At 55.9% G+C, this 21,981-nt stretch carries 20 protein-coding genes; 15 read left to right on the top strand and 5 right to left on the bottom strand.

The window, feature by feature from the left end; genetic code table 11:
• Positions 1–7: 7 nt before the first annotated feature.
• The 12 genes from nuoE (at position 8) to J0L98_RS00405 (ending at position 12,675) form a co-directional block, all read left to right on the top strand.
• Complete coding sequence (nuoE, locus tag J0L98_RS00460; RefSeq protein WP_296402122.1) at positions 8–484, top strand: NADH-quinone oxidoreductase subunit NuoE; 477 nt, start codon at positions 8–10, stop codon at positions 482–484.
• A complete protein-coding gene (gene nuoF / locus J0L98_RS00455) occupies positions 481–1,794 on the top strand; it encodes an NADH-quinone oxidoreductase subunit NuoF (RefSeq protein WP_296409296.1) in 1,314 nt (437 codons plus the stop codon). The genes nuoE and nuoF overlap by 4 nt, the downstream gene beginning before the upstream one ends.
• Positions 1,795–1,801: 7 nt before the next feature.
• Positions 1,802–4,159 carry an NADH-quinone oxidoreductase subunit NuoG gene (nuoG, locus tag J0L98_RS00450; protein WP_296409295.1) on the top strand — a complete coding sequence of 786 codons (2,358 nt, stop codon included), beginning with the start codon at positions 1,802–1,804 and terminating at the stop codon, positions 4,157–4,159.
• Positions 4,159–5,208, top strand: coding sequence for an NADH-quinone oxidoreductase subunit NuoH (nuoH, locus tag J0L98_RS00445; RefSeq protein WP_296409294.1), 1,050 nt, complete (start codon positions 4,159–4,161; stop codon positions 5,206–5,208). Before nuoG ends, nuoH begins: the two co-directional genes overlap by 1 nt.
• Before the next feature lie 10 nt (positions 5,209–5,218).
• On the top strand, positions 5,219–5,707 hold the full coding sequence (gene nuoI / locus J0L98_RS00440) for an NADH-quinone oxidoreductase subunit NuoI (RefSeq protein ID WP_296409293.1): 489 nt from the start codon (positions 5,219–5,221) through the stop codon (positions 5,705–5,707).
• A 41-nt stretch (positions 5,708–5,748) separates the two neighbouring features.
• A complete protein-coding gene (locus J0L98_RS00435) occupies positions 5,749–6,351 on the top strand; it encodes an NADH-quinone oxidoreductase subunit J (RefSeq protein ID WP_296402131.1) in 603 nt (200 codons plus the stop codon).
• A 32-nt stretch (positions 6,352–6,383) separates the two neighbouring features.
• A complete protein-coding gene (gene nuoK / locus J0L98_RS00430; RefSeq protein WP_296402133.1) occupies positions 6,384–6,689 on the top strand; it encodes an NADH-quinone oxidoreductase subunit NuoK in 306 nt (101 codons plus the stop codon).
• A gap of 12 nt (positions 6,690–6,701) precedes the next feature.
• Positions 6,702–8,753, top strand: coding sequence for an NADH-quinone oxidoreductase subunit L (gene nuoL, locus J0L98_RS00425; protein WP_296409291.1), 2,052 nt, complete (start codon positions 6,702–6,704; stop codon positions 8,751–8,753).
• A 79-nt stretch (positions 8,754–8,832) separates the two neighbouring features.
• Positions 8,833–10,314, top strand: coding sequence for an NADH-quinone oxidoreductase subunit M (locus J0L98_RS00420; protein ID WP_296409290.1), 1,482 nt, complete (start codon positions 8,833–8,835; stop codon positions 10,312–10,314).
• 44 nt (positions 10,315–10,358) lie between these two features.
• Positions 10,359–11,825: an NADH-quinone oxidoreductase subunit NuoN gene (gene nuoN, locus J0L98_RS00415; RefSeq protein ID WP_296409288.1), complete on the top strand. Its 1,467-nt coding sequence runs from the start codon at positions 10,359–10,361 to the stop codon at positions 11,823–11,825.
• Between the two features lie 33 nt (positions 11,826–11,858).
• Positions 11,859–12,155 carry a DUF2818 family protein gene (locus J0L98_RS00410; protein ID WP_296409287.1) on the top strand — a complete coding sequence of 99 codons (297 nt, stop codon included), beginning with the start codon at positions 11,859–11,861 and terminating at the stop codon, positions 12,153–12,155.
• A gap of 226 nt (positions 12,156–12,381) precedes the next feature.
• Positions 12,382–12,675, top strand: a complete 294-nt coding sequence (locus tag J0L98_RS00405) for a DUF3579 domain-containing protein (protein WP_296409286.1) — start codon at positions 12,382–12,384, stop codon at positions 12,673–12,675.
• 95 nt (positions 12,676–12,770) lie between these two features.
• Here the strand turns inward: J0L98_RS00405 and narL are convergent, their stop codons facing one another.
• Together narL and J0L98_RS00395 are read right to left on the bottom strand one after the other, a co-directional pair.
• Positions 12,771–13,451, bottom strand: coding sequence for a two-component system response regulator NarL (narL, locus tag J0L98_RS00400; protein ID WP_296409285.1), 681 nt, complete (start codon positions 13,449–13,451; stop codon positions 12,771–12,773).
• Positions 13,452–13,467: 16 nt separating this feature from the next.
• Complete coding sequence (locus J0L98_RS00395; protein ID WP_296409283.1) at positions 13,468–15,354, bottom strand: histidine kinase; 1,887 nt, start codon at positions 15,352–15,354, stop codon at positions 13,468–13,470.
• A 299-nt stretch (positions 15,355–15,653) separates the two neighbouring features.
• Here J0L98_RS00395 and J0L98_RS00390 point away from each other — a divergent pair, with 299 nt between their 5' ends.
• Positions 15,654–16,526: a Crp/Fnr family transcriptional regulator gene (locus tag J0L98_RS00390; RefSeq protein WP_296409282.1), complete on the top strand. Its 873-nt coding sequence runs from the start codon at positions 15,654–15,656 to the stop codon at positions 16,524–16,526.
• A 73-nt stretch (positions 16,527–16,599) separates the two neighbouring features.
• Positions 16,600–17,472, top strand: coding sequence for a dienelactone hydrolase family protein (locus tag J0L98_RS00385; RefSeq protein WP_296409281.1), 873 nt, complete (start codon positions 16,600–16,602; stop codon positions 17,470–17,472).
• Positions 17,473–17,487: 15 nt separating this feature from the next.
• Here the strand turns inward: J0L98_RS00385 and J0L98_RS00380 are convergent, their stop codons facing one another.
• Positions 17,488–18,153, bottom strand: coding sequence for an HAD family hydrolase (locus J0L98_RS00380; RefSeq protein ID WP_296409280.1), 666 nt, complete (start codon positions 18,151–18,153; stop codon positions 17,488–17,490).
• A gap of 10 nt (positions 18,154–18,163) precedes the next feature.
• Complete coding sequence (hda, locus tag J0L98_RS00375; RefSeq protein WP_296409279.1) at positions 18,164–18,844, bottom strand: DnaA regulatory inactivator Hda; 681 nt, start codon at positions 18,842–18,844, stop codon at positions 18,164–18,166.
• Positions 18,845–19,048: 204 nt separating this feature from the next.
• Between hda and purM the strand changes: the two genes are divergently transcribed.
• The gene (purM, locus tag J0L98_RS00370; protein ID WP_296409278.1) at positions 19,049–20,083 is read left to right on the top strand and encodes a phosphoribosylformylglycinamidine cyclo-ligase; all 1,035 of its coding nucleotides are present in this window, start codon (positions 19,049–19,051) and stop codon (positions 20,081–20,083) included.
• 83 nt (positions 20,084–20,166) lie between these two features.
• On the opposite strand, the gene J0L98_RS00365 is transcribed toward purM, so the two are convergent.
• Positions 20,167–21,954: an asparagine synthase C-terminal domain-containing protein gene (locus tag J0L98_RS00365; RefSeq protein WP_296409276.1), complete on the bottom strand. Its 1,788-nt coding sequence runs from the start codon at positions 21,952–21,954 to the stop codon at positions 20,167–20,169.
• Between the last annotated feature and the right edge of the window lie 27 nt (positions 21,955–21,981).

Genomic DNA, 21,981 nt, shown 5'->3' with positions numbered 1-21,981 from the left:
TACAAAAATGCTAAGCCCGGAATCCCTGAAGAAGATAGATCGAGAGATCGCCAAGTATCCCCCTGATCAAAAGCAGTCGGCGTCAATGAGCGCGCTGCGTATCGCTCAGGAGGAACGAGGCTGGCTTGCAAATGAGACGATCGAGTTCGTCGCCGAGTATTTGGGCATGCCGGCAATCGCTGTTTACGAAGTAGCGAGTTTCTACAACATGTACGATCTCGCGCCGGTTGGCGCTAAGAAGATTGTCGTGTGTACCAACCTTCCCTGTGCTCTGTCTGGCGGCGTGCACGCCGCTGAGTACATTAAGAAGAAGCTTGGGATCGATTTCAATGAGACAACTGCAGACGGGCTTTTTACCCTTAAAGAGGGTGAGTGTATGGGAGCCTGTGGCGACGCCCCGGTGTTGTTGGTGAATAATCACCAAATGTGTAGCTGGATGACAGAAGAGAAAATCGACCAACTGCTGGCGGATCTGAAAAAATGACTGTACAGGGCATTATTCTCTCCCCCGATCTCGATGGCGATCGAACTTGGCGGATTGGCGATTACGTGAAGCGTGGTGGATATGACGCGCTCAAGAAGATCATTGCGGACAAGATACCCGCGGATCAGATAATTGGCGAGGTCAAAAAGTCCGCTTTGCGTGGCCGCGGAGGGGCGGGTTTTCCAACGGGTTTGAAATGGAGCTTCATGCCGCGTGCCTTTCCAGGCGCGAAATATTTGGCGTGTAATTCTGACGAAGGCGAGCCCGGTACTTTCAAAGACAGGGACATTCTTCGTTATAACCCTCATACCGTCATCGAGGGCATGATCATCGCGGGATACGCGATGGGTTGTGAGCGCGGCTACAACTATATTCACGGTGAGATTTTCGAGGTTTACGAGCGTTTCGAAGAAGCTCTCCAAGAGGCTCGGGACGCAGGCTTGCTCGGGAAGAACATTCTCGGATCGGACTTTAGTTTCGAACTGTATGCCCACCATGGGTATGGTGCATATATCTGCGGAGAAGAGACGGCTCTCCTTGAGTCTATTGAAGGAAAGAAGGGACAGCCGCGCTTCAAGCCGCCGTTTCCCGCCAGTTTCGGGCTGTATGGCAAGCCGACAACCATTAACAACACAGAGACTTTCGCTTCGATTCCTTTCATTATCCGCGAGGGTGGGGATGCGTTCCTGGCTCTTGGCAAGCCCAATAATGGTGGAACAAAGCTTTTTTCGGTTTCGGGGCATGTGAATAAGCCTGGGAATTTCGAGATTCCCCTGGGTACGCCCTTCTCGACGCTTCTTGAAATGGCCGGTGGCGTTCGTGGTGGTCGTAAGCTTAAGGCTGTAATTCCGGGTGGGTCTTCCGCTCCCGTCCTGCCGGGCTCGGTCATGATGGACTGCACGATGGACTATGACTCCATCTCGAAGGCGGGCTCGATGCTCGGATCAGGTGCAGTGATCGTCATGGATGAGTCGACATGCATGGTCAAGGCGCTTGAGCGGCTGTCGTACTTCTATTTCGAGGAGTCGTGTGGGCAATGTACTCCCTGTAGAGAAGGTACGGGTTGGCTCTACCGCGTTGTGCATAGAATCGAGAATGGGCTCGGAAGGCCGGACGACCTCGATCTGTTGAACAGTGTCACGACGAACATCATGGGGCGGACGATTTGTGCCCTTGGTGATGCAGCTTCGATGCCAGTGCAGAGTTTCGTTAAGCATTTTGGCGAAGAGTTTGCTTTCCATATTGAACACAAGAAGTGCCTCGTGCCGAAGGATGTGCAGCACGAAGGCAGCAAGATTTACGTGGCGTAGGCTCGACATGCTAGACATCGAAATTGACGGAAAGCAGTTGCAGGTTTCTGACGGTATTACCGTCATGGAGGCCGCTAATCAGGTTGGCGCCTACGTACCTCACTTCTGCTATCACAAGAAATTGTCCATTGCGGCAAACTGTCGCATGTGTCTTGTTCAGGTCGAGAAGGCTCCCAAGCCGCTTCCCGCCTGCGCGACACCTGTTACGAATGGGATGAAGGTTTGGACCCATTCGGAGCAAGCCGTGAAGGCCCAGAAGGGAGTCATGGAGTTCCTGCTGATCAATCACCCGCTTGATTGCCCGATTTGTGATCAGGGAGGTGAGTGCCAACTGCAGGATCTGTCGGTGGGCTATGGCGGCGCTCAGTCCCGTTATCAGGAAGAGAAGCGGGTAGTCTCAAACAAGGATCTCGGCCCATTGGTTTCGACAGACATGACTCGCTGCATCAATTGCACGCGTTGTGTCCGTTTCACGACTGAGATTGCTGGGCTGATGGAGTTGGGGCAAGCGTTTCGGGGTGAGCACGCTGAAATCATGCCTTTTGTCGAGAAGACGGTCGATACCGAGCTTTCTGGCAATATCATTGATCTATGCCCCGTTGGTGCCCTCACTTCAAAGCCCTTCCGTTTTGCTGCTCGTGCTTGGGAGATGTCACGGAGAAAGTCCGTCAGTCCCCATGATTCACTGGGTAGCAATCTTGTCGTTCAGGTCAAGCACGATACCGTTAAGCGCGTTCTCCCGCTGGAGAACGAGGAGATTAACGAGTGCTGGCTGTCGGACAAGGATCGTTTCTCGTATGAAGCGCTGAATGGCGAGGAGCGATTGACCAGACCCATGGTCAAGCAGGGAAATAGCTGGATAGAGACCGAGTGGTCTGTTGCATTGGAGTATGTCGCGAACGGACTTAAATCGATTGTCGCCGAGCATGGGGCTGATTCAATCGGCGCACTAGCGTCTCCACACGCCACTTCTGAGGAGCTCTATCTCACTCAGTCGTTGATCAGGGGGCTGGGGTCCGGCAACGTCGATTTTCGCCTTCGACAGACGGATTTTTCACTTGATCAGAGTCTGACAGGCGCGCCCTGGCTCGGAATGTCGGTTGCGGACATTGGAACCCTTGATCGCGTGCTGATCGTTGGAAGTTTCTTCCGCAAAGACCATCCCTTGATTGCCCAGCGAGTAAGGCAGGCGGTGAAGAAGGGGATGAAAGTCAGTGCAATCAACCCCGCTTTTGATGATTGGCAATTGCCAATCGCAAACAAGTTGGTTGTGTCTCCGGACCAGATGTCCAGGAGACTGCTCGGTATCCTGAAGGCTCTGTCGGATCAGAAGGGCGTGGAAGTCAGTCCGGTCTTTGGTGAAGCGATGGCCGATGCTGTCATTGATGATGGTGTTCTCGCTGTTGCGGGGAGCCTTGCATCAGGTCGCCGGGTTGCCGTTTGGTTGGGCAATTTTGCAATACAGCATGGCAATGCCTCCGATATCCACCTCTTGGCCCAAGAGATCTCTCGTGTTTCCGGCGCGAGGTTTGGTGTTCTCGGTGAAGCGGCAAATAGTGTTGGTGGCTACCTTGCGGGAGCTGTACCCTTCGGGAAGCTGAACGGCAAAAATGCTTCCGAGATGCTGTCTACAGCATTGAAGGCCTATCTGCTCTTGAACGTTGAACCCGAGCTCGACTGCGCAAACGGATTTGCCGCCGTTGAAACGATTGCGAAGGCAGACATGGTTGCTGTTTTCAGCGCGTTCAAGTCGAAGGCTGCGCTCGATTACGCGGATGTCCTCCTGCCCATTTCTCCCTTTACCGAAACGGCCGGTACCTTCGTGAATTGTGAGGGAAGGGCTCAGAGCTTTTATCCTGTTGTAAAGAGTCTTGGTGACTCCCGCCCCGGCTGGAAGGTGATTCGTGTTCTGGGTGAGATGCTTGGATTGGCCGGTTTTGCGCTGGACTCGATTGAAGAAGTGCGCAGGGCGAGTTTTGGCGGACAATCGTCGGTTGATGAGAGCAAGCTCAACAACACAGTTTCCCGCGAGGGCGCCTTTGTTTCTTCCGCTGCAGCGCGGGGTTTGCAGCGCGTGGCTGATATTCCAATCTATTTCTGCGATCCCTTGGTGCGTCGTTCCGCCTCTCTGCAAGCAACGAAGGATGCTTCGGAGCCGGTCGTCCGGATGAACAGGCGTAGTCTTACCCAATATGGGGTCGAAGCAGGTACGAGGGTAAGAGTCTCTACTGGAAAGGGGCAGGCCGTCGTGCTCGCCGTAGAGGATGAAGGTGTTGCGGATGGATGCGTCAGATTGGCGGGCGGTCATCTCCTCACCGCGCACCTGGGTACTCTTAATGGCGAAGTCAGCGTGGAGCGGTTGTGATGGAAGCATACATCGAGCCAGTAGCGGCACTGTTTGGAACAGCATGGCCTCTCGTGTGGGCCTTGCTTAAGATCGTCGGTATCATCGCGCCGTTGTTCCTCTGCGTTGCCTACCTAACTTTGGCAGAGCGCAAGGTGATCGGATATATGCAGGTCCGCATAGGTCCGAACCGCGTGGGACCGCGGGGGTTGCTTCAGCCAATAGCGGATGGCGTCAAGCTTCTTCTCAAGGAAGTCATCGTTCCTTCCGGCGCGAGTAAGGGCTTGTTCATTCTCGGGCCGGTACTTGCCCTTGGGCCTGCGCTCGCCGCGTGGGCGGTCGTGCCGTTTTCGGAAGGATGGGTCATTGGCGATGTAGATGCTGGTCTGCTGTTCCTGTTGGCAATTACCTCGATTGAAGTGTACGGAGTAATCATCGCGGCTTGGGCCTCGAACTCGAAATATGCGTTCCTCGGGGGTATGCGGGCCGCGGCGCAAATGGTCTCCTACGAAATCGCAATGGGGTTTGCGCTTGTATGCGTGCTGATGATTTCCTCCAGTCTAAATCTGACCGAGATTGTTGCAGTGCAGGCGAAAGGGCAGTGGGCAGAATGGGGTTTTGGATTTCTTAGCTGGAACTGGTTGCCTTTGTTTCCGATGTTCATTGTTTATCTGATTTCGGGAATCGCTGAGACCAACCGCGCTCCCTTTGACGTGGTTGAGGGAGAGTCGGAGATTGTCGCCGGGCATATGGTCGAATACTCCGGAATGGCGTTTGCGCTGTTCTTCCTCGGTGAGTATGCGAACATGATCCTCATTTCGGCGCTCACCTCGATTCTGTTTCTTGGTGGGTGGCTGTCCCCAGTGGGCTTCCTGCCTGATGGGTTTGTCTGGCTTGCGCTGAAGACGTCTTTCATTTTGTTCCTGTTTCTTTGGTTCAGAGCAACGTTTCCGCGGTTCAGGTATGACCACATCATGCGCCTGGGCTGGAAGGTGTTTATTCCGCTGACCCTTTTCTGGGTTGTTGTTGTTGCCGTCTGGGTTATGTCCCCCTTGTCGATCTGGAAGTGAGGTAAAGGTTATGGGTTCGATGAAGGATTACGTTGGCAGCCTTTTCCTCAAAGAGCTGCTAAAAGGCATGGCGCTGACGGGACGTCATCTTTTTGCGCGCAAGATCACAGTCCAGTTTCCTGAGGAGAAGACACCCCAGAGTCCGCGGTTTCGTGGTTTGCATGCTCTTCGCCGCTACCCTAACGGTGAGGAGCGCTGTATTGCATGCAAACTGTGTGAGGCAGTGTGTCCGGCGATGGCCATTACGATTGAGTCGGAGCAGCGTTCTGATGGTTCTCGACGGACCAGCCGTTATGACATCGATTTGACCAAGTGCATTTTTTGCGGGTTTTGTGAAGAGGCATGTCCTGTCGATGCGATCGTGGAGACCCGCGTTTTCGAGTATCACGGCGAAAAACGTGGAGACCTTTACTATACGAAGCAGATGCTCCTTGCTGTAGGTGATCGGCATGAAGTTCAGATTGCCAAGGATCGGGAAGTCGATTCCAAGTATCGATAGGCAAGTGGATACCGACTAAATCATCTTTACGGAACACGTTTATGGATTTCCAGTCAGTAGTTTTCTACTTCTTTTCGGCGGTGATGGTTCTTGCATCCTTACGGGTCATTACCGCGCGAAACCCGGTGCATGCTGCACTTTTCCTTGTCCTCGCCTTTTTTTCGGCAGGCGGCATTTGGATGTTGCTTCGTGCGGAGTTCCTGGCCATTGCACTTGTGATGGTCTACGTAGGCGCGGTCATGGTGCTGTTCCTCTTCGTAGTTATGATGCTCGATATCAATCTTGAGAGGATTCGTCAGGGCTTCTGGAGTTATCTTCCCATAGGGGCTGTCGTTGGCTTGCTGATGGTTGCAGAGATGGCAATCGTTGTCGGCGGGAGGTATTTCGGACTCGAAGGGATGCCGACTCCGGCCGAGCCTGAGCCGGGTTATAGCAATACTAAAGAGCTTGGGCGTCTTCTTTATACTGAGTACGTATACCCGTTTGAGCTTGCTTCAATCGTGTTGCTTGTGGCGATGATTGCCGCGGTTGCGCTCACTCTGCGGAAGCGCACGGGTGTGAAGAAAATTGATCCCGCGGCCCAGGTTGCTGTGAATCGCGATGATCGTGTGCGCATTGTTTCCATGCGCGCAGAAAAGGAATGAGTTTCTGCTGACGATCGTCAGGGAGGATATATATGCTTTCTTTGTCTCATTACCTGATTCTTGCCGCGATCATCTTTTCGCTCGGTGTAGTTGGGATTTTCCTGAATCGCAAGAATCTGATCGTGCTGTTGATGGCTATTGAGTTGATGCTCTTGGCTGTCAATCTGAACTTCATCGCGTTTTCCCACTATCTTGGGGATGCGGCCGGTCAGATTTTTGTTTTCTTCATTTTGACTGTTGCAGCGGCAGAAGCTGCAATCGGTCTGGCCATTCTCGTTGCGTTGTTCCGTAATCTGCGGACGATTCACGTCGATGACCTGGATAGTCTCAAGGGATAAGGAAGCGTTTCGATGACTGAGATGCAAAAGCTCTATCTGTTGGTTCCCCTGGCGCCCTTGTTCGGTGCGATCGTTGCCGGGCTGTTCGGCAAGGTTGTCGGACGAGTGGGAGCACATTCGGTGACCATTCTTGGTGTCGCGGTTTCTTTTCTTGCCTCTATCGTCATCTTCCAGGATGTGCAGGCTGGGAACGTGTTTAACGGGACGCTCTACACTTGGGCGACCAGTGGTTCGTTGACTCTTGAGGTCGGTTTCCTGATCGACTCGCTCACGGTCATGATGATGCTGGTTGTCACGTTCGTGTCTCTGATGGTTCATATCTATACCATTGGGTACATGTCTGAGGATCCGGGCTACCAACGCTTCTTCAGCTACATCTCGCTCTTTACGTTCTCGATGCTCATGCTGGTCATGTCGAACAACTTTCTTCAGTTGTTCTTCGGTTGGGAAGCGGTGGGGCTGGTTTCCTACTTGTTGATCGGATTTTGGTACACCAGGCCGACTGCGATTTTTGCCAACATGAAGGCGTTCCTTGTAAATCGTGTCGGCGATTTCGGATTTCTCCTTGGCATCGGACTTGTCGCTGCTTTCGCAGGTACGCTCAATTACGCAGAAGTCTTCGCCAAGGCGGGGGAGATGGCGGGGATGACCGTTCCGTCCACCGGGTGGCCCTTGATTACGGCGATCTGCATCGGCCTCTTCATTGGCGCGATGGGGAAGTCCGCTCAGGTTCCGCTGCACGTCTGGCTTCCCGATTCAATGGAGGGCCCCACGCCAATTTCCGCACTGATTCACGCCGCAACGATGGTTACGGCTGGCATCTTCATGGTTGCGCGCATGTCTCCGTTGTTTGAGCTCTCCGAGACGGCGCTTTCCTTCGTGCTTGTGATCGGTGCAACGACAGCGTTGTTCATGGGGTTCTTGGGCATTGTTCAGAACGACATCAAGCGTGTTGTTGCCTACTCGACTCTGTCTCAGCTTGGGTACATGACCGTAGCGCTGGGCGTTTCGGCCTATTCGGCAGCTGTGTTCCATCTGATGACGCACGCCTTCTTTAAGGCGCTGCTGTTCCTGGGCGCCGGTTCGGTGATCATTGGCATGCACCATGATCAAGACATGCGGAACATGGGTGGTCTTTGGAAGTACATGCCGATCACGTGGTTCACGTCATTGCTTGGTTCTCTGGCTTTGATCGGGTTTCCGTTTCTTTCGGGTTTTTATTCGAAGGATATGATTATTGAGGCTGTGAAACTCTCCCACATCCCAGGTGCGAGCTACGCGTACTTTTGCGTGATCGTGGGCGTATTTGTCACTGCCTTTTATTCTTTCCGTATGTATTTCCTGGTGTTCCACGGCGAGGAGCGGTTCGGGAAGCACGTTGAACACGACGCTCATCACGATGAAGGTCATGCACATGATGGTCATGCTGATCATGATCATGACGAACACCACGATGATCATGCACATCACGGGCTCGCGCCGGGCCAGAAGCCTCACGAGTCTCCTTGGGTGGTGACCTTACCTTTGGTTCTGCTTGCGGTTCCGTCTGTCGTTGTAGGTTTCCTGACTATTGAGCCGATGCTCTTCGGTGGGTTCTTCGACAAGGTTATTCACATCAGTGAAAGCCACGGAGTTCTAAAGGAACTGGCTGAGGAGTTCCATGGTGCCGTCGCCATGGGCGTTCATGGTTTGATGACTCTTCCCTTTGCGCTGGCAATGAGTGGTGTAGTACTTGCTTGGTTCTTCTACATGATTGCGCCCTCGATTCCTGCTGCAATCATGCGAACGTTCAAGCCGATTCATACGCTGCTGGAGAACAAGTATTACTTCGACCGCTTCAATGAAATCGTGTTCGCTGGTGGCGCTCGCCTGTTGGGGCGTGGTCTCTGGAAGTTTGGAGATCAGGCTGTTATCGACGGCATGGTGGTCAATGGTTCTGCAAAATTCGTCGGGTTTATTGCGCAGCTCTCTCGTCTGTTCCAAAGCGGGCACATCTATCAGTATGCGTTTTCGATGATCTTCGGCGTTGTTATCCTTTTGACCTTTTGGTTCAATCGCGGGTGATAGTCGTTTCGCAGGTCAGGGATAACAGAGAGATTTAGGACTTGAGCGCCGCGTGCGGTGCATAGAACGGAAAGTAGAGATGACGGGTATTCCATTCCTCAGCCTTGCGATTTGGGTTCCGATCGTTGGTGGCTTATTGGCGCTTGCTACGGGCTCCGACCGTAACGCGTCAGTCGCCAGATTTGTTGCGCTTTTCTTCGCGCTTGCGGGATTGGCTGTCAGCATTCCGCTCTACACCGGGTTCGACGTAAGTACAAGTGCGATGCAGTTTGTCGAGGCCTACCAATGGATTCCGCGCTTCAACATCAACTATGTCCTTGGTGTTGATGGCATTTCAGTGCTGTTCGTGCTTCTGAACAGTTTCATTACGGTCATCGTGGTGGTTGCGGGTTGGGAGGTTATTCAAGAGAAGGTTTCTCAGTACATGGCCGGTTTCCTGATCATGTCTGGTCTGATCAACGGCATCTTCTCTGCTCTGGACGGTGTTCTTTTCTATGTGTTCTTCGAGGCGTCCCTGATTCCCCTGTTCATCATCATTGGTGTCTGGGGAGGACCGAATCGTGTGTATGCGGCGATCAAGTTCTTCCTTTATACCCTTGCCGGTTCTTTGTTGATGCTTGTCGCGCTGCTCTATCTGTTCATGGAGTCTGGCGGCAGTTTCAGCATTCTCGACTGGCACCAGCTCAGGCTCGGGATGGATGCACAGACCTTGATTTTCTGGGCGTTTCTTGCCTCTTTTGCCGTCAAGGTTCCCATGTTTCCGGTTCATACTTGGCTGCCCGATGCCCACGTGGAGGCGCCGACGGGGGGCTCCATCGTTCTGGCTGCGATCGGACTCAAGCTCGGTGCTTACGGTTTCCTGCGGTTTTCCCTGCCGATTGCTCCTGATGCCAGTCAGGCGTTTGCACCCATGATGATCACGCTTTCGTTGATTGCAGTGATTTACATTGGGTTCGTTGCACTTGTTCAGACCGACATGAAGAAGTTGGTTGCGTATTCATCCATCTCGCACATGGGTTTTGTAACGCTCGGCTTCTTCATCTTCAATCCTCTGGGCGTCGAGGGAGCCCTCGTGCAGATGATTTCGCACGGCTTTGTCTCCGGAGCAATGTTTGCCTGTATTGGGGTTCTCTATGATCGCATGCACTCTCGTCAGATTGCCGATTATGGTGGCGTAGTCAATGTGATGCCGAAGTTTGCTGCCCTCTTTATGTTGTTTTCCATGGCGAACTCGGGTTTGCCCGCAACCTCCGGTTTCGTTGGTGAGTTCATGGTCGCATTGGGTGCGGTTCAGTACAATTTCTGGATTGGCTTTGCTGCGGCCACAACGCTTATCGTTGGCGCGGCCTATACCCTGTGGATGTACAAGAGGGTAGTGTTTGGTGCTATCACCAATCACCACGTATCCGAGCTTACGGATATCAACAACAGGGAGTTTGTGTTTCTTGCGATCCTCGCTGTCTGTGTGCTGGTCATGGGTATTTACCCCTACCCGATCACAGAGGTAATGCATGCATCGGTCAATGACCTGCTCAAGCATGTTTTCGTGAGCAAGCTCTGACCTCGAAGTAAACGACACAGAACCCTCCGGATTGTGGGCTGAAGATGAACTTTGTTATCCCTGATTTTTACCCTGCTGCGGCTGAGTTGTTTGTCGCTGCCATGTCCTTCGTCATTCTCTTGGTCGGTACGTTCAAGCAGAGTGCGCGGCACTTCGTCTACACCTTGACTCAGATCACTTTGGTCGGTGCGGCGGCCATTACGTGGCAGACCATGGATGGGCAGGTCAATTTCACGTTCAGTAACATGTACGTGGATGACTTGATGGGCGATGTACTCAAGCTCATGCTTTATCTCTCGGTTGCTGCAGTCCTGGTCTATTCCCGGGGCTACATGCATGACCGGAAGATGGAGACTACGGAGTATTACTTGCTGGCCATCTACGCGACGCTGGGCATGATGGTGATGATCTCGGCGAATCACTTTCTGACGATCTACCTTGGGCTTGAGCTGCTTTCCCTTGCTCTCTACGCCATGGTTGCGCTCGAGAGGGATTCGGCCCGCGCAACCGAAGCCGCAATGAAGTATTTCGTTCTCGGCGCTCTCGCATCCGGCCTTTTGCTCTACGGGATTTCAATGATTTACGGCGCCACAGGGACGCTTGAAATTTCCAACGTTGCGCAGGCGATCTACCATCAGGCGGGGAACCGTACTGTCCTGATGTTTGGGTTGGTATTCGTTGTGGCCGGTCTCGCGTTCAAGCTCGGTGTTGTTCCCTTCCACATGTGGATTCCCGATGTCTATCAGGGGGCACCTGCGGCAATCACGCTTTTCATCGCGTCTGCGCCGAAGCTCGCAGCGTTCGCAATGGCTATGCGCCTGCTTGTGAATGGACTTTTCGAGCTTGCCGAACAATGGCAGTCGATGCTGATGTTTCTCGCAGTGTTGTCCATCGTGCTCGGCAATCTTGCCGCCATCGCGCAGACCAACGTCAAGCGCATGCTTGGTTACTCGGGGATCTCGCACATGGGTTTCATGTTGTTGGGCTTGATGTCAGGTGTGGTCGGTGGCGACCGGCATTTCGCACTCAATGCATACAGCTCATCAATGTTTTATGTGATTGCGTATGTTCTGATGAGTCTGGCGTCCTTTGGTGTGATTCTGCTGATGTCCCGAGCCGGGTTTGAAGCGGAAGCTCTGGATGATTTCAAGGGCCTGAACAAGCGTAGTTCCTGGTTCGCAGGGGTCATGGCGATGGTCATGTTTTCTATGGCAGGGATTCCGTTTTTTATCGGCTTCTTTGCAAAGTTCTCTGTTCTTCAGGCTGTTGTCGCGGCGGGATACATTTGGCTGGCCATTCTGGCCGTCATCATGTCGCTGATCGGTGCGTTCTATTATTTGCGTGTTGTCAAGATCATGTATTTTGACGAGCCTGCGGATAACACGCCTATTGGAGCTACTCTTGACATGCGGGTACTGCTGTCACTTAATGGGTTGGCGATTGCCGTCCTCGGTTTGCTGCCGCAGTCGCTGATGACTTGGTGCGCTTACTCCTTGCTTGGCTCCCTCTGATTGTGATGCGTGTTAGGGAGCGGAGGGGGTAGCTTGGTCGGATTATTCGCTGTCCTTGCTGTGTTGTTGGTGTTTGCGAACCTGCCGTTTTTGTCGTTGCGGTTCTTGGGCGTGGTTGCTTTGGCCTCGCCCAAATCCGGGCGCTTGATGGCATTAGAGGTGGTGTTGTGCGTTGGGCTTGCATCTGCTTGCTTGTTTTTTGTTGAAAGACTGGTCGAAGGCGTGAGTTACTGGCAAGGTTGGGAGTTTCAGGTTGTCCTGCTTTGTCTGTTTGTGGTCTCGGGCTTTCCGGGTTTTGTTCACCGGTTTTTCTGGACAGAGTCTGTTTAAATTTGGTGGGTATCGGATTTCTTGAGTTGGGAGGGGCGGTGCAGAGAACGTTAATTTCTGCCCTTACACTGCGTTGGTGTTGACTCAGCGTATTCGACTGGTTTTTTCTGTCGACTTCCGGGATGTGTTGATTGGGTGAAAGTTGGCTTGATGGCGGCTTTCGAAGTTTTGGCTTTATGTTGTAGTTTTCAGCTTTGTCGTCGGTGAATATACCTGTTCAATCCGCATGAATTCTAAAGTCGATAACTTCGTGATAGTGGGTCGCACCAGCGATGGTCGCACCTTCCGCCCCAGCGATTGGGCCGACCGCCTGTGCGGTATCATGTCTGCCTTTGGGGCTGATCACCGAATGACCTATTCGCCCTATGTGCGTCCGGCGTGCAGTCTCCGCGGTGATAAGACGGTTCTGGTTGATGCGCGGATTCATGATATTGAGCCGCTGGCCTACAATTTCCTCAAGAATTTCGCTAAAGATAATGACCTTCAGGTGGAGCTTCTGCCTGACGACTATTTCATCTGATCCGCGGTTGTCCGATCCCTCCGGGCGTCTGTAGGCTTTTTGTCGGTGTGCGCTGATTCGCCCCGAAGTCTTTGCCTAGTGTTGTTCTCGCGCTCTCAGCAACGTGTTCCATGACCGGTGCCTTGTTGGCGCAAATTCTGGTCTATTGCCCACACAGCGGCTTCAAGACGAGAACGAAATTTCAGTTTTTTGAGCAGGTTCTTGATATGCACTTTTACAGTGCCTTCGGCGATATTGAGCTCGCGTGCGATCAACTTGTTTGAAAGCCCATTGGCCAAGCACCCCAGAATGTCTCGTTCGCGATCTGTGAGCGGCGTTATGCTGCGTTCGGCAGCCTGAGTCTCCTCTCGAAGTGAGCGTGCGAGCAGGCCATTGAGACTTTCGCTGATGACAATTCTGCCGCGCTGCGCTTCGACGATCCGTTCGAGCAGTTCCTCTGGCTCCATGTCCTTCAATAGGTAACCGTCTGCACCGGCCCGGATCGCAGCGATAAGGTCATCTGCGGCGTCTGATACGGTGAGGATCAGAATTCGGGCGGCGAGATCGGCTTCGCGGAGGGCGCGAAGGGTGTCGATTCCGTTCATCCCTTTCATGTTCAAGTCCAGCAGAATCATGTCTGGCTCAAGACCCTTCGCCATTTCCAGTCCTTCTTCTCCGCTGGATGCTTCACCGATCAAATGAAGTTCGTTGTTCAGGGCAAGTAGTTGGGATACGCCCTTTCGGAAGAGGGGATGGTCGTCAATGATCAGTACCGAGCTGGGTGACAGGGCTTTCACGGGCTTTTCCTTTGGGTCATGCAGGTGAATCCTGCAGTTCGGGTTGATTGGGGAAGCTGAATTGGACGCGCGTTCCTCCACCTCGTCGGGGAAGTACCATCAGTTCTCCGGCCAGGCTCTGAGCCCTGTCTCTCATGATGACGATACCGTAGCGATGCAGCGGAGCGCTTTGTTGGTCAAAGCCAATGCCGTCGTCTTCGATGCTGACGGTCAGCAGGTTCATGGGCTCTTTCTGAAGAATGACTGAGACGTTCTGGGCGCGGGCATGACGTTCAATGTTGGAAAGGGCCTCGCGGATGATCTGGAGAACGTGGATTTCTCGGCTGGGTGCCAGTTCAACACCAGTCAGGCGGTTGTCCAGGTTGATCTTCAGGTCGGTGCGGCGCCGGAAGTCCTGTATTGTTTCGTCGATTGCGGCGGGCAGACCACGTCCGTCAATGCGTAGGCGGAAGGTTGTCAGAAGTTCCCGGAGCTGGCGGTAGGCTTCGTTCAGTCCATCGCGCAGCTCGCGCACGACCTCGCTTACTGCCGGTGACTGCGGTTGATGTCCCAGCTGTGTTTGCAGGCGGGTTACCTGGATCTTGAGATAGGATAGGGATTGAGCCAGGGAGTCGTGGAGTTCCCGAGCGATGACCGAGCGCTCATCGAGCAAGGCCAGGCGATGGTGCTCTTCATTGCGCTGGATGGTGGCCAGCGCTGTGCCCACATGCCGACCGACAGCCTCAAGGAGTTCGACCTGCCAGCTCTCCAAGCGCGTTCCTGCACAATGCTTGAGCAGCATTGCACCGTGACTGCGTGTTCCGTCAAAGAGCGGAACGGATATGTTCCAGTTGCCGGGGGCTGCGTCGCGTATCCCGATTTTGACCCGGGGTGGGTCGGAGTCCTGGCAGGTCTGACATTCTGAGCACAGCGCCGAATCTGGTATTGCATCTGACGGACCAGTGTGGACGACGACGGTCGTCCCGTCTGCTTTTTTCAGACACAGTGCGCTGGACGTAATGCCGATGACTTTTTCCACTTCCTGCAGGACTTGTTGAAGGGTTGTCTTGCTGACGGCTCTTTCTGCAAGGGCGTGAGTGGTTCTGTAAAGTAGATTGAGGGATTGATTGCTGCGGGCAAGTTCCTCAGTTTTCTCTGTTACCCTCATCTCCAGTTCGGCGTAGGTTCGAGATAAGTCCTCGATCATGAAATTGAAGGCTTCTCCGAGCTGGCCGAGTTCGTCGGGCTCCCTGCCGGCGGCACGCATGGTGAAGTCACCTTTGCGCACCACTCCGGCAAGTGCCAGCAGTTCTCCGAGAGGTGTCACCACGTGTGTCTTGAGCTGGAAGACAGCACAGCCGCCCAAAATCAGAAGCAAGACGAGCGACACCCCTTGAGCAAGTCGCAAGACTTGTAGTTTTCTCTCAAGGCCTTCTTCCACCAGAGCGACTAGATGATCAATCTGGGCAACCAGCCGGGTTGTTTCCACGCTCAGGGCATTGCGGGCGGCCGGTTCGGGGCCGCTCTGAAGGGCCGTCGGGCGGAACCGGGTTTTCCACGTCTTTCCTACCGCATCATAAGCTTTCCTTACCGCACTGTTCCCGTCGGTGGGAATGACCCTCAGCAGGTCTGGGTGTATGTAGCGGGCCTCGAATTCGTTCAATGCTTGAGTCATCCGGGGCGGGCGATCACGCTCGATGTCGAGTCCGACGGCTGATTGGATTGCGTACGAATGCATGCGGAGGGATCCCGCCATATTGATAGCACGCGCCTCGCCCGATGAGCGCTCCACGACGATGATGGAAGCAAGGATGGAAACAGCAGCGAGAGCCGCAATGGTAGCGATCCACGCTCCGAGACGGATGACGACGGATGGGCGTCCATGGGCGGAAGAGGCGTTAAGCGGCTTTGGTCGGGTAGTCAAGGCGTGATCTCCGGTTGCCTCGTCGGCCGCCATTTTGAGCCCAGGTGCGCGTGGAGAGGAGTCCGCGTGCGCAGGTGTGGGTGAGAAAATGGGAGTAGTGGCAGTGCCCGCAAAACGGCCAGGTGCGTGAGCAGACGGTTTTTCGAAAGTAAATAAAAAGCTCTTTAAATCAAACTAGTAGACGGATTTCTGAATATTTTTGCGGATACCGATAAAGGGGTAGTTGGCTGTTTTCATCGGGCTTTCAACCATGATCCAGGTCAACTCCAGGGGTGGAATCGGCTCATAGACTGCGCCGCATGCCAAAGGATGGCCAATCAGGTTATGGCGCATCCTGCATGCGTACCAAGCGGGGAAAGACTATGCGTACCAGCCTTGATGACCTCTCAATGATTATCCGTGAGATCGCTCTCTTTCGGGCTCTGCCTGAACACGTGCATGATGACGTGGCTCGCTCGTCCGAGGTTCTCAATCTCGCGAAGGGCAAGAGGATCTACGCTGCAGGGGATCGCCCGAAGGCGCTTTATCACGTGATGTCCGGCCACCTCAAAGTCTCCGTGTCGTCGATGGATGGCAGTGAAAAGGTGATCGAGATTCTCGAACCCCAGCAGCTTTTCGGGGTTGCGGAGATTTTTGGAGGTGCGCCTTGCGCGTCCACTGTAGAGACGGTGACGCCAGTTGTGTTGCTCGCAATCGGGCGTGAGGGGGTGCTGCGCGCGGTTGACAAGGACGCCGCGCTATCACGGCGCATGCTGAGTACCATGGCCCAGCGACAGTCGTCCATTGAGCGGGAAATTGCGGCTGACTGCTTTCAGTCGGGGAGTGGCAAGCTTGTGGACTACCTGTTGCGCTTGGGGGGGGCGAGCCTGGAATGTGGTCGATCAATGGTGCTGCAGCTCGTCATTCCAAAGCATGTGCTGGCTGCACGCATGGGGATCACGCCGGAAACCCTGTCGCGCATTTTCCGGGAGTTTTCGGATGCGGGGATGATCAAGGTCAATGGCAAGCAGCTCACCTTGACTGAGGCCTTTTGTCGCAGATATGCACCCCGCGTCGTCTCGCATGGGGATGTTTTGGGCGCACCTTCGCGCGCTCGCGCCTCCCAGACAGGGAGCTGGCAGGCACAGGAGGGGGCGAGACGGCTGATGGGGGTTGGGGTTCGCGGTCTTTAGTCCACAAAGGGTTTTTGTGCCCCTTGTTTCCTTGGGGTATCCTTCGATCCTCGCCCAACCAAGGAATTTGCCCATGCTTGTCAACGATTCCGATTTCGATAGTCTGGTTCCGGGGCTTCCACTGAGCCGTCGAACATTCGTCGGGGCATCCCTCGCGACCGGGTTTGCGCTCGCAGTGCGCCCCGTCCAGGGGCAAAGCGTCATCCAGACTTCGGCGACGGGCTTGGCGGCGGGCGATATCAGCATCAAGGCGCCTGACGGTGTCTCCGTACGCGCTTATTGGGTGCAGCCGTCGGGGAAGGGGCCTTTCCCGACTGTACTGGTGATATCGGAGATATTCGGCCTTCACGAGTACATCCGCGATACCTGCCGCAGGCTGGCCCGCCAGGGCTATCAGGCAATTGCCCCCAATCTTTTTCAGCGTCAGGGGGATCCCGCGACTGTCGGAAGCGTGGCCGAGATCCTCTCGACCATTGTCAGTCGGGTGCCGGATGGGCAGGTCATGACCGACCTGGATGCCTGTGCGTCCTGGGCTGTCGCCAACGGTGGCGATTCAGCGCGACTGGCGATTACGGGCTTCTGCTGGGGGGGACGTATTACCTGGCTCTACGCAGCCCACAACCCGAAGCTGCGGGCTGCTGTGGCATGGTATGGCCGGCTTACCGGCGTGCCCACCGATGCGACACCCAAGCACCCCAGCGATCTGGTCAGTCAAATGCACGCGCCGGTTCTGGGGCTGTACGGCGCGAAGGACCAGGGCATTCCGGTGTCCGATGTGGAGGACATGCGGCAAGACATGGCCCGGGTCGGCAAGCGGGCGGAGTTGGTGATCTATCCCGAGGCCGGGCATGCCTTCCATGCCGATTACCGGCCGAGCTACCGGGCTGAGGACGCCATTGATGGATGGGCGCGCATGTTGGCCTGGTTCCGCGAAAACGGGGTATAGGAACAAGCCCGGAATTCAGCCGCGAAGGGAAACTACCGGCCAGCCTCGGGCGTTGGCATGGTTGAGCAGGGTTTCGTCCGGGTCTACCGCGACTGGATCCGAGACCTTGTTGAGCAGCGGAAGGTCGTTGTGAGAGTCACTATAGAACCAGCTGCGTTCAAAGCTTGCCCAGCATAGGCCGAGGCTCTCCAGCCAAGCTTCCACACGTTCGATCTTGCCGGCCTTGAAAGCTGGTGTTCCGCGCGGTTTGCCCGTGAAGTTTCCGTCCTCCTGAGCAGGAATCGTGGCAATGAGGTGAGGGATGCCGAATGCACGGGCGATGGGGTAGGTGACAAAGCTGTTGGTTGCGGTGACGATTGCGACGATGGCGCCCGCCTCGATGTGCCGATTGACCAGCCCGCGGGCGTCGGCGGTCATCATGGGAAGGATCCGGCTTTCCATGAATTCCCGGTGCCACGCGTCAAGCTGCTCGCGGCTGTGACGCGCCAGGGGCTTCAACTGGAAGTCCAGAAACTCGAAGATGTCCAACGTTCCCGCTTTGTACTGGTCGAAAAATGTCTGGTTGCGGGCTTCGTAGACCTCCCTGTCGAGAACCCCGCAGGAGATCAGGTATTGAGCCCACTCGAAGTCAGAGTCGCCGGCGAGGAGGGTGTTGTCCAGGTCGAAGAGTACGAGTTCCATCTTGGTCGCTTTACAGGTTCAGGTCACGCTGCAGGATCTCCCGCAGCAAGGGTAGGGTGATCGCGCGCTTGCGCTCCAGTGATGCGGCGTCCAGGGCGTCGAGTGTGCGCAGCAGGCTGGTGAGGTCGCGGCGGCCGTGGCGCAACAGGTACTGGACGATGTCCGGGTCTAGGCGCAGGCCGCGGGTGGCAGCCTGGGCGTTGAGTATGGCCAAGCGGTCGTCGTCATTCAGGGCCTTGACCTCAAAGATCAGGCTCTGCCCGATGCGGGTGCGCAGATCTTCGCGCAGATTCAGGTGGAGTGGCGCGGCGCATCCGCTGGTGATGAGGGTCATGCGTTGCCCCCGGGCCGAATTGAAGGCTCGAAACAGTGCAATCTGAGCCTCCGGACCCAGGCCTTCCACATCATCCACTGCAAGCAAGAGGGTAGGTGCTTCAGGAAGGGTGTCGGCCACCTCGGCCGCTTGGACGTAACAGGCCGGCCGGCCGGCCTGGGCCGCGGCCGTGACCACGCTGCGCAGCAAATGGCTGCGCCCGCTGCCGGCATCACCCCACAAAAAAAGGTGCTGGGGCACATCGGCGACGGGAATCGCCTCATAGAGAGCGGCGAGAAGGTCGGCGTTGGACGCGGCGACGAAGTTCTCCAGCAGCGGTGGTGCGTCGGCGTGCAGATCGAGAGTGAGTTGCTTCACGGGGTAGTCTTGCCGTTCAACACCGGGCAGGGGCAGGCGGGCGACATTTCGGCTAAAATTCGAGTTTGTTTGCGCGAGGGTGTCGGAAATGTCCGGCTTTTCGTCGTGCAAGGCCCGTTAATGTAGCCGGTCACGGCAAGGCGCTCAACCTGATGAGTGCAATCCTTCTGCCAGCCGGTCGCTTCAAAAGAGATCAAAGAACCCATGAGCTCCCTTACTTATCGCGATGCCGGTGTCGATATTGACGCCGGCGATGCCCTGGTCGATCGTATCAAGCCCTTTGCGAAGCGCACCATGCGCCCCGAGGTGCTGGGGGGGATCGGCGGTTTCGGCGCCTTGTTCGAGATCTCCAAGAAGTTCAAGGAACCTGTGCTGGTATCCGGCACCGATGGTGTGGGTACGAAGCTCAAGCTCGCCTTCCAACTCAACAAGCACGACACCGTTGGTCAGGATCTGGTGGCCATGAGTGTCAACGACATCCTGGTGCAGGGCGCCGAGCCCCTGTTCTTCCTTGACTACTTTGCCTGCGGCAAGTTGCATGTGGATACTGCAGCCACCGTTGTGCAGGGGATCGCCCAGGGCTGCGAGCTGTCGGGCTGTGCCCTGATCGGTGGCGAGACTGCCGAGATGCCCAGCATGTATCCGGACGGTGAATATGATCTGGCCGGCTTTGCAGTCGGGGCGGTCGAGAAATCCAAGATTATTGACGGCTCCACCATCCGCCCGGGTGATGTGGTCCTGGGGCTGGCATCCAGTGGTGCCCACTCAAACGGCTATTCCCTGATCCGCAAAGTGATCGAGATTGCCAAGCCCAATCTGGAAGGCGACTTCCATGGCCGCAGCCTCAAGGATGTGATCATGGAGCCCACCCGTATTTATGTGAAGTCCCTGCTGGCGCTGATGGACAAGCGGGATGGCCTTGTGAAGGGCATGGCCCACATCACCGGTGGTGGCCTGCTCGAGAACGTACCCCGTGTCCTGGCCGACAACCTCACCGCTGTTCTCAAGAAGGACGCCTGGGAAATGCCCTACTTGTTCCAGTGGCTCAAGCACGCGGGCAATGTGGATGCCCAGGAAATGTACCGGGTGTTCAACTGCGGTATCGGCATGGTGGTGATCGTTGCCCGGGAAGATGCGGATGAAGCGACGGCGCAGCTTCGCTCCACCGGTGAAACGGTCTACAACCTAGGTACCATCGAAGCGCGAGGCGACGGCCAGGCTCAGACCGTGGTGATCTGATCGATCAATGGGGCTTCCTGCCCCGGTTTCATACGCTCAAGCAAAGCGGGCCCCGGTGGCCCGCTTTGCCGTTTCCGGCGGGTCTAGCCCTCCATCTTCCAGTCCGGTGCATAGGCTTGCAGCCACTGCTCCAGCATCAGGATGATCCACACCATTTCGCCGTAGTAGCCCGGATTTTCCGGTAGCCACTTATCCTGCAATTCGCGGATGAAGGCTGGGCGGATCACGCCCCGGCTGGCGAAGGCTTCCAGGTTTTCCTTGGCGAGTTTGCTCAGGCCGGGATGCTTGACGGCCCAGACACCGAAGGGAAGGCCGAAGCCGTGCTTTTTCTTGGTGATGATCTCGTCCGGAAGGAAGCCGCGCAGGGCCTCCTTGAACAGCCAGCGCAGCTTGAGGCCCTTGAGCTTCCACTCCGTCGGCAGGGTCAGGGAAAAGTCCAGCAGCTCATCGGACAGGAAAGGGAAGCCCACGTCCACGCCCGCGAGGCGGGTGGTACCGATGACTTTCGGCAGGTCGTTGTCGGCCAGGGTGTATTTCCAGTCGAAGGCGAGCATGCGGTTGACCAGGCTGGCGTTCTTCACCTCCGCCCAGGTGTCGCGCTGCAGTTTGCCCGGTGAGTCGGTGTCGACGCGCCGGCGAAAGCCTGGTTCGAATACGGCGTCGATTCCCAGACGATGGAGGAGGTTGTACATCTCCATGCGGTCCGGCATGGGTACGCTGGCCTGCTCGACATAGCTGACGCCCTTCTTGACCAGAGGGATGCTACCCAGCCCGGGGAGGCCGGAGATCGGTTCGACCACCGTACTGCGCAACAGGGCCGGGATGGTCTCGTACCAGCCGAAGATACGTTGCTTGGCGTAGCGGGAGTTGCCGCCGAAGAGTTCGTCGCCACCGTCGCCGGCAAGCAATTTGGTGATGCCGTCGGCACGGGCGCGGCTGGCGCAGATCCAGGCGGGTACGGCAGAGGAGTTGCCGAAGGGCTGATCGTAGCTGCGGGCCACCAGGGGGATGCCTTCGAGCAGATCGTCGGGCGTGACATAGTACTCGTGGTGGTCGGTCTTGAAATGCTTGGCGGCAATCCGCGCGTATTCCATTTCGTCGTAGCCGGTGGCATCGAAGCCCATGGAATAGGTGCGGGCCGGAGCGCCGCTCACCTCGCAGAGCATGCCCGACACGGTGGAACTGTCTGTGCCACCGGACAGGAAGGATCCGGTGTTCGGGCCGGCGTATTCGTTTCTCACCGATTCGCGGACGATATCGAGGAAGCGGCCCTTGGCTTCGGTCAGGCTGATCCCTGGCGCTTCAGTGAACTCGGGTGTCCAGTACCTGACGATGCGCGCCTGGTCGCCGTTCCATTGCAGCAGGCTGGCCGGCGGCAGTCGCCGGACTTCCTGGAAAATGGTGAGGGGCGACGGAATGACGTGGAAGTACAGGTAGTCGAAGATCGTCTGCGGGCTGATGCTGCGCTTTTCAAGCGGAACGCCATCGGCACGGTCGGCGAAGGCGAATTCGCCGTTCTCATGGCCATAGCACCAGGGGTCCGTGTCGAAGCGGTCGTTGAACAGGAATACAGTGTTGCTGCGCGTGTCGATGAAGGCGACGGCAAAGCGTCCCTTGACCCCATCAATGGCCTTGGCGCCAAGTTTCTCAAAGCGCTCCAGCCAGACTGCCGCACCGCGTCCGGTAGCCTCGGGAAAACGTGGAGCCCCCCGGCTGATGCACAGCACACCGTTGTGTTCGGCGAGGTCTGCAGGCTTGCGGGCATTCAGCCGGCCACCGGCCCAGGTGCACGACCAGCCATCAGCGGATGACTGGATGGCGAGGTCCGGAGCGATTCCGTTTTTTGGCGCCGTCAGGCGCGCGTGGATCAAGGTTGTGCTTTCCAAAACCGACTCCAT

This window comes from Zoogloea sp. (genome assembly GCF_017302315.1).
GTDB lineage: Bacteria > Pseudomonadota > Gammaproteobacteria > Burkholderiales > Rhodocyclaceae > Zoogloea.
The sequence above is the reverse complement of the archived record's forward strand: the minus strand, read 5'-3'. Positions and strand labels throughout refer to the sequence as shown.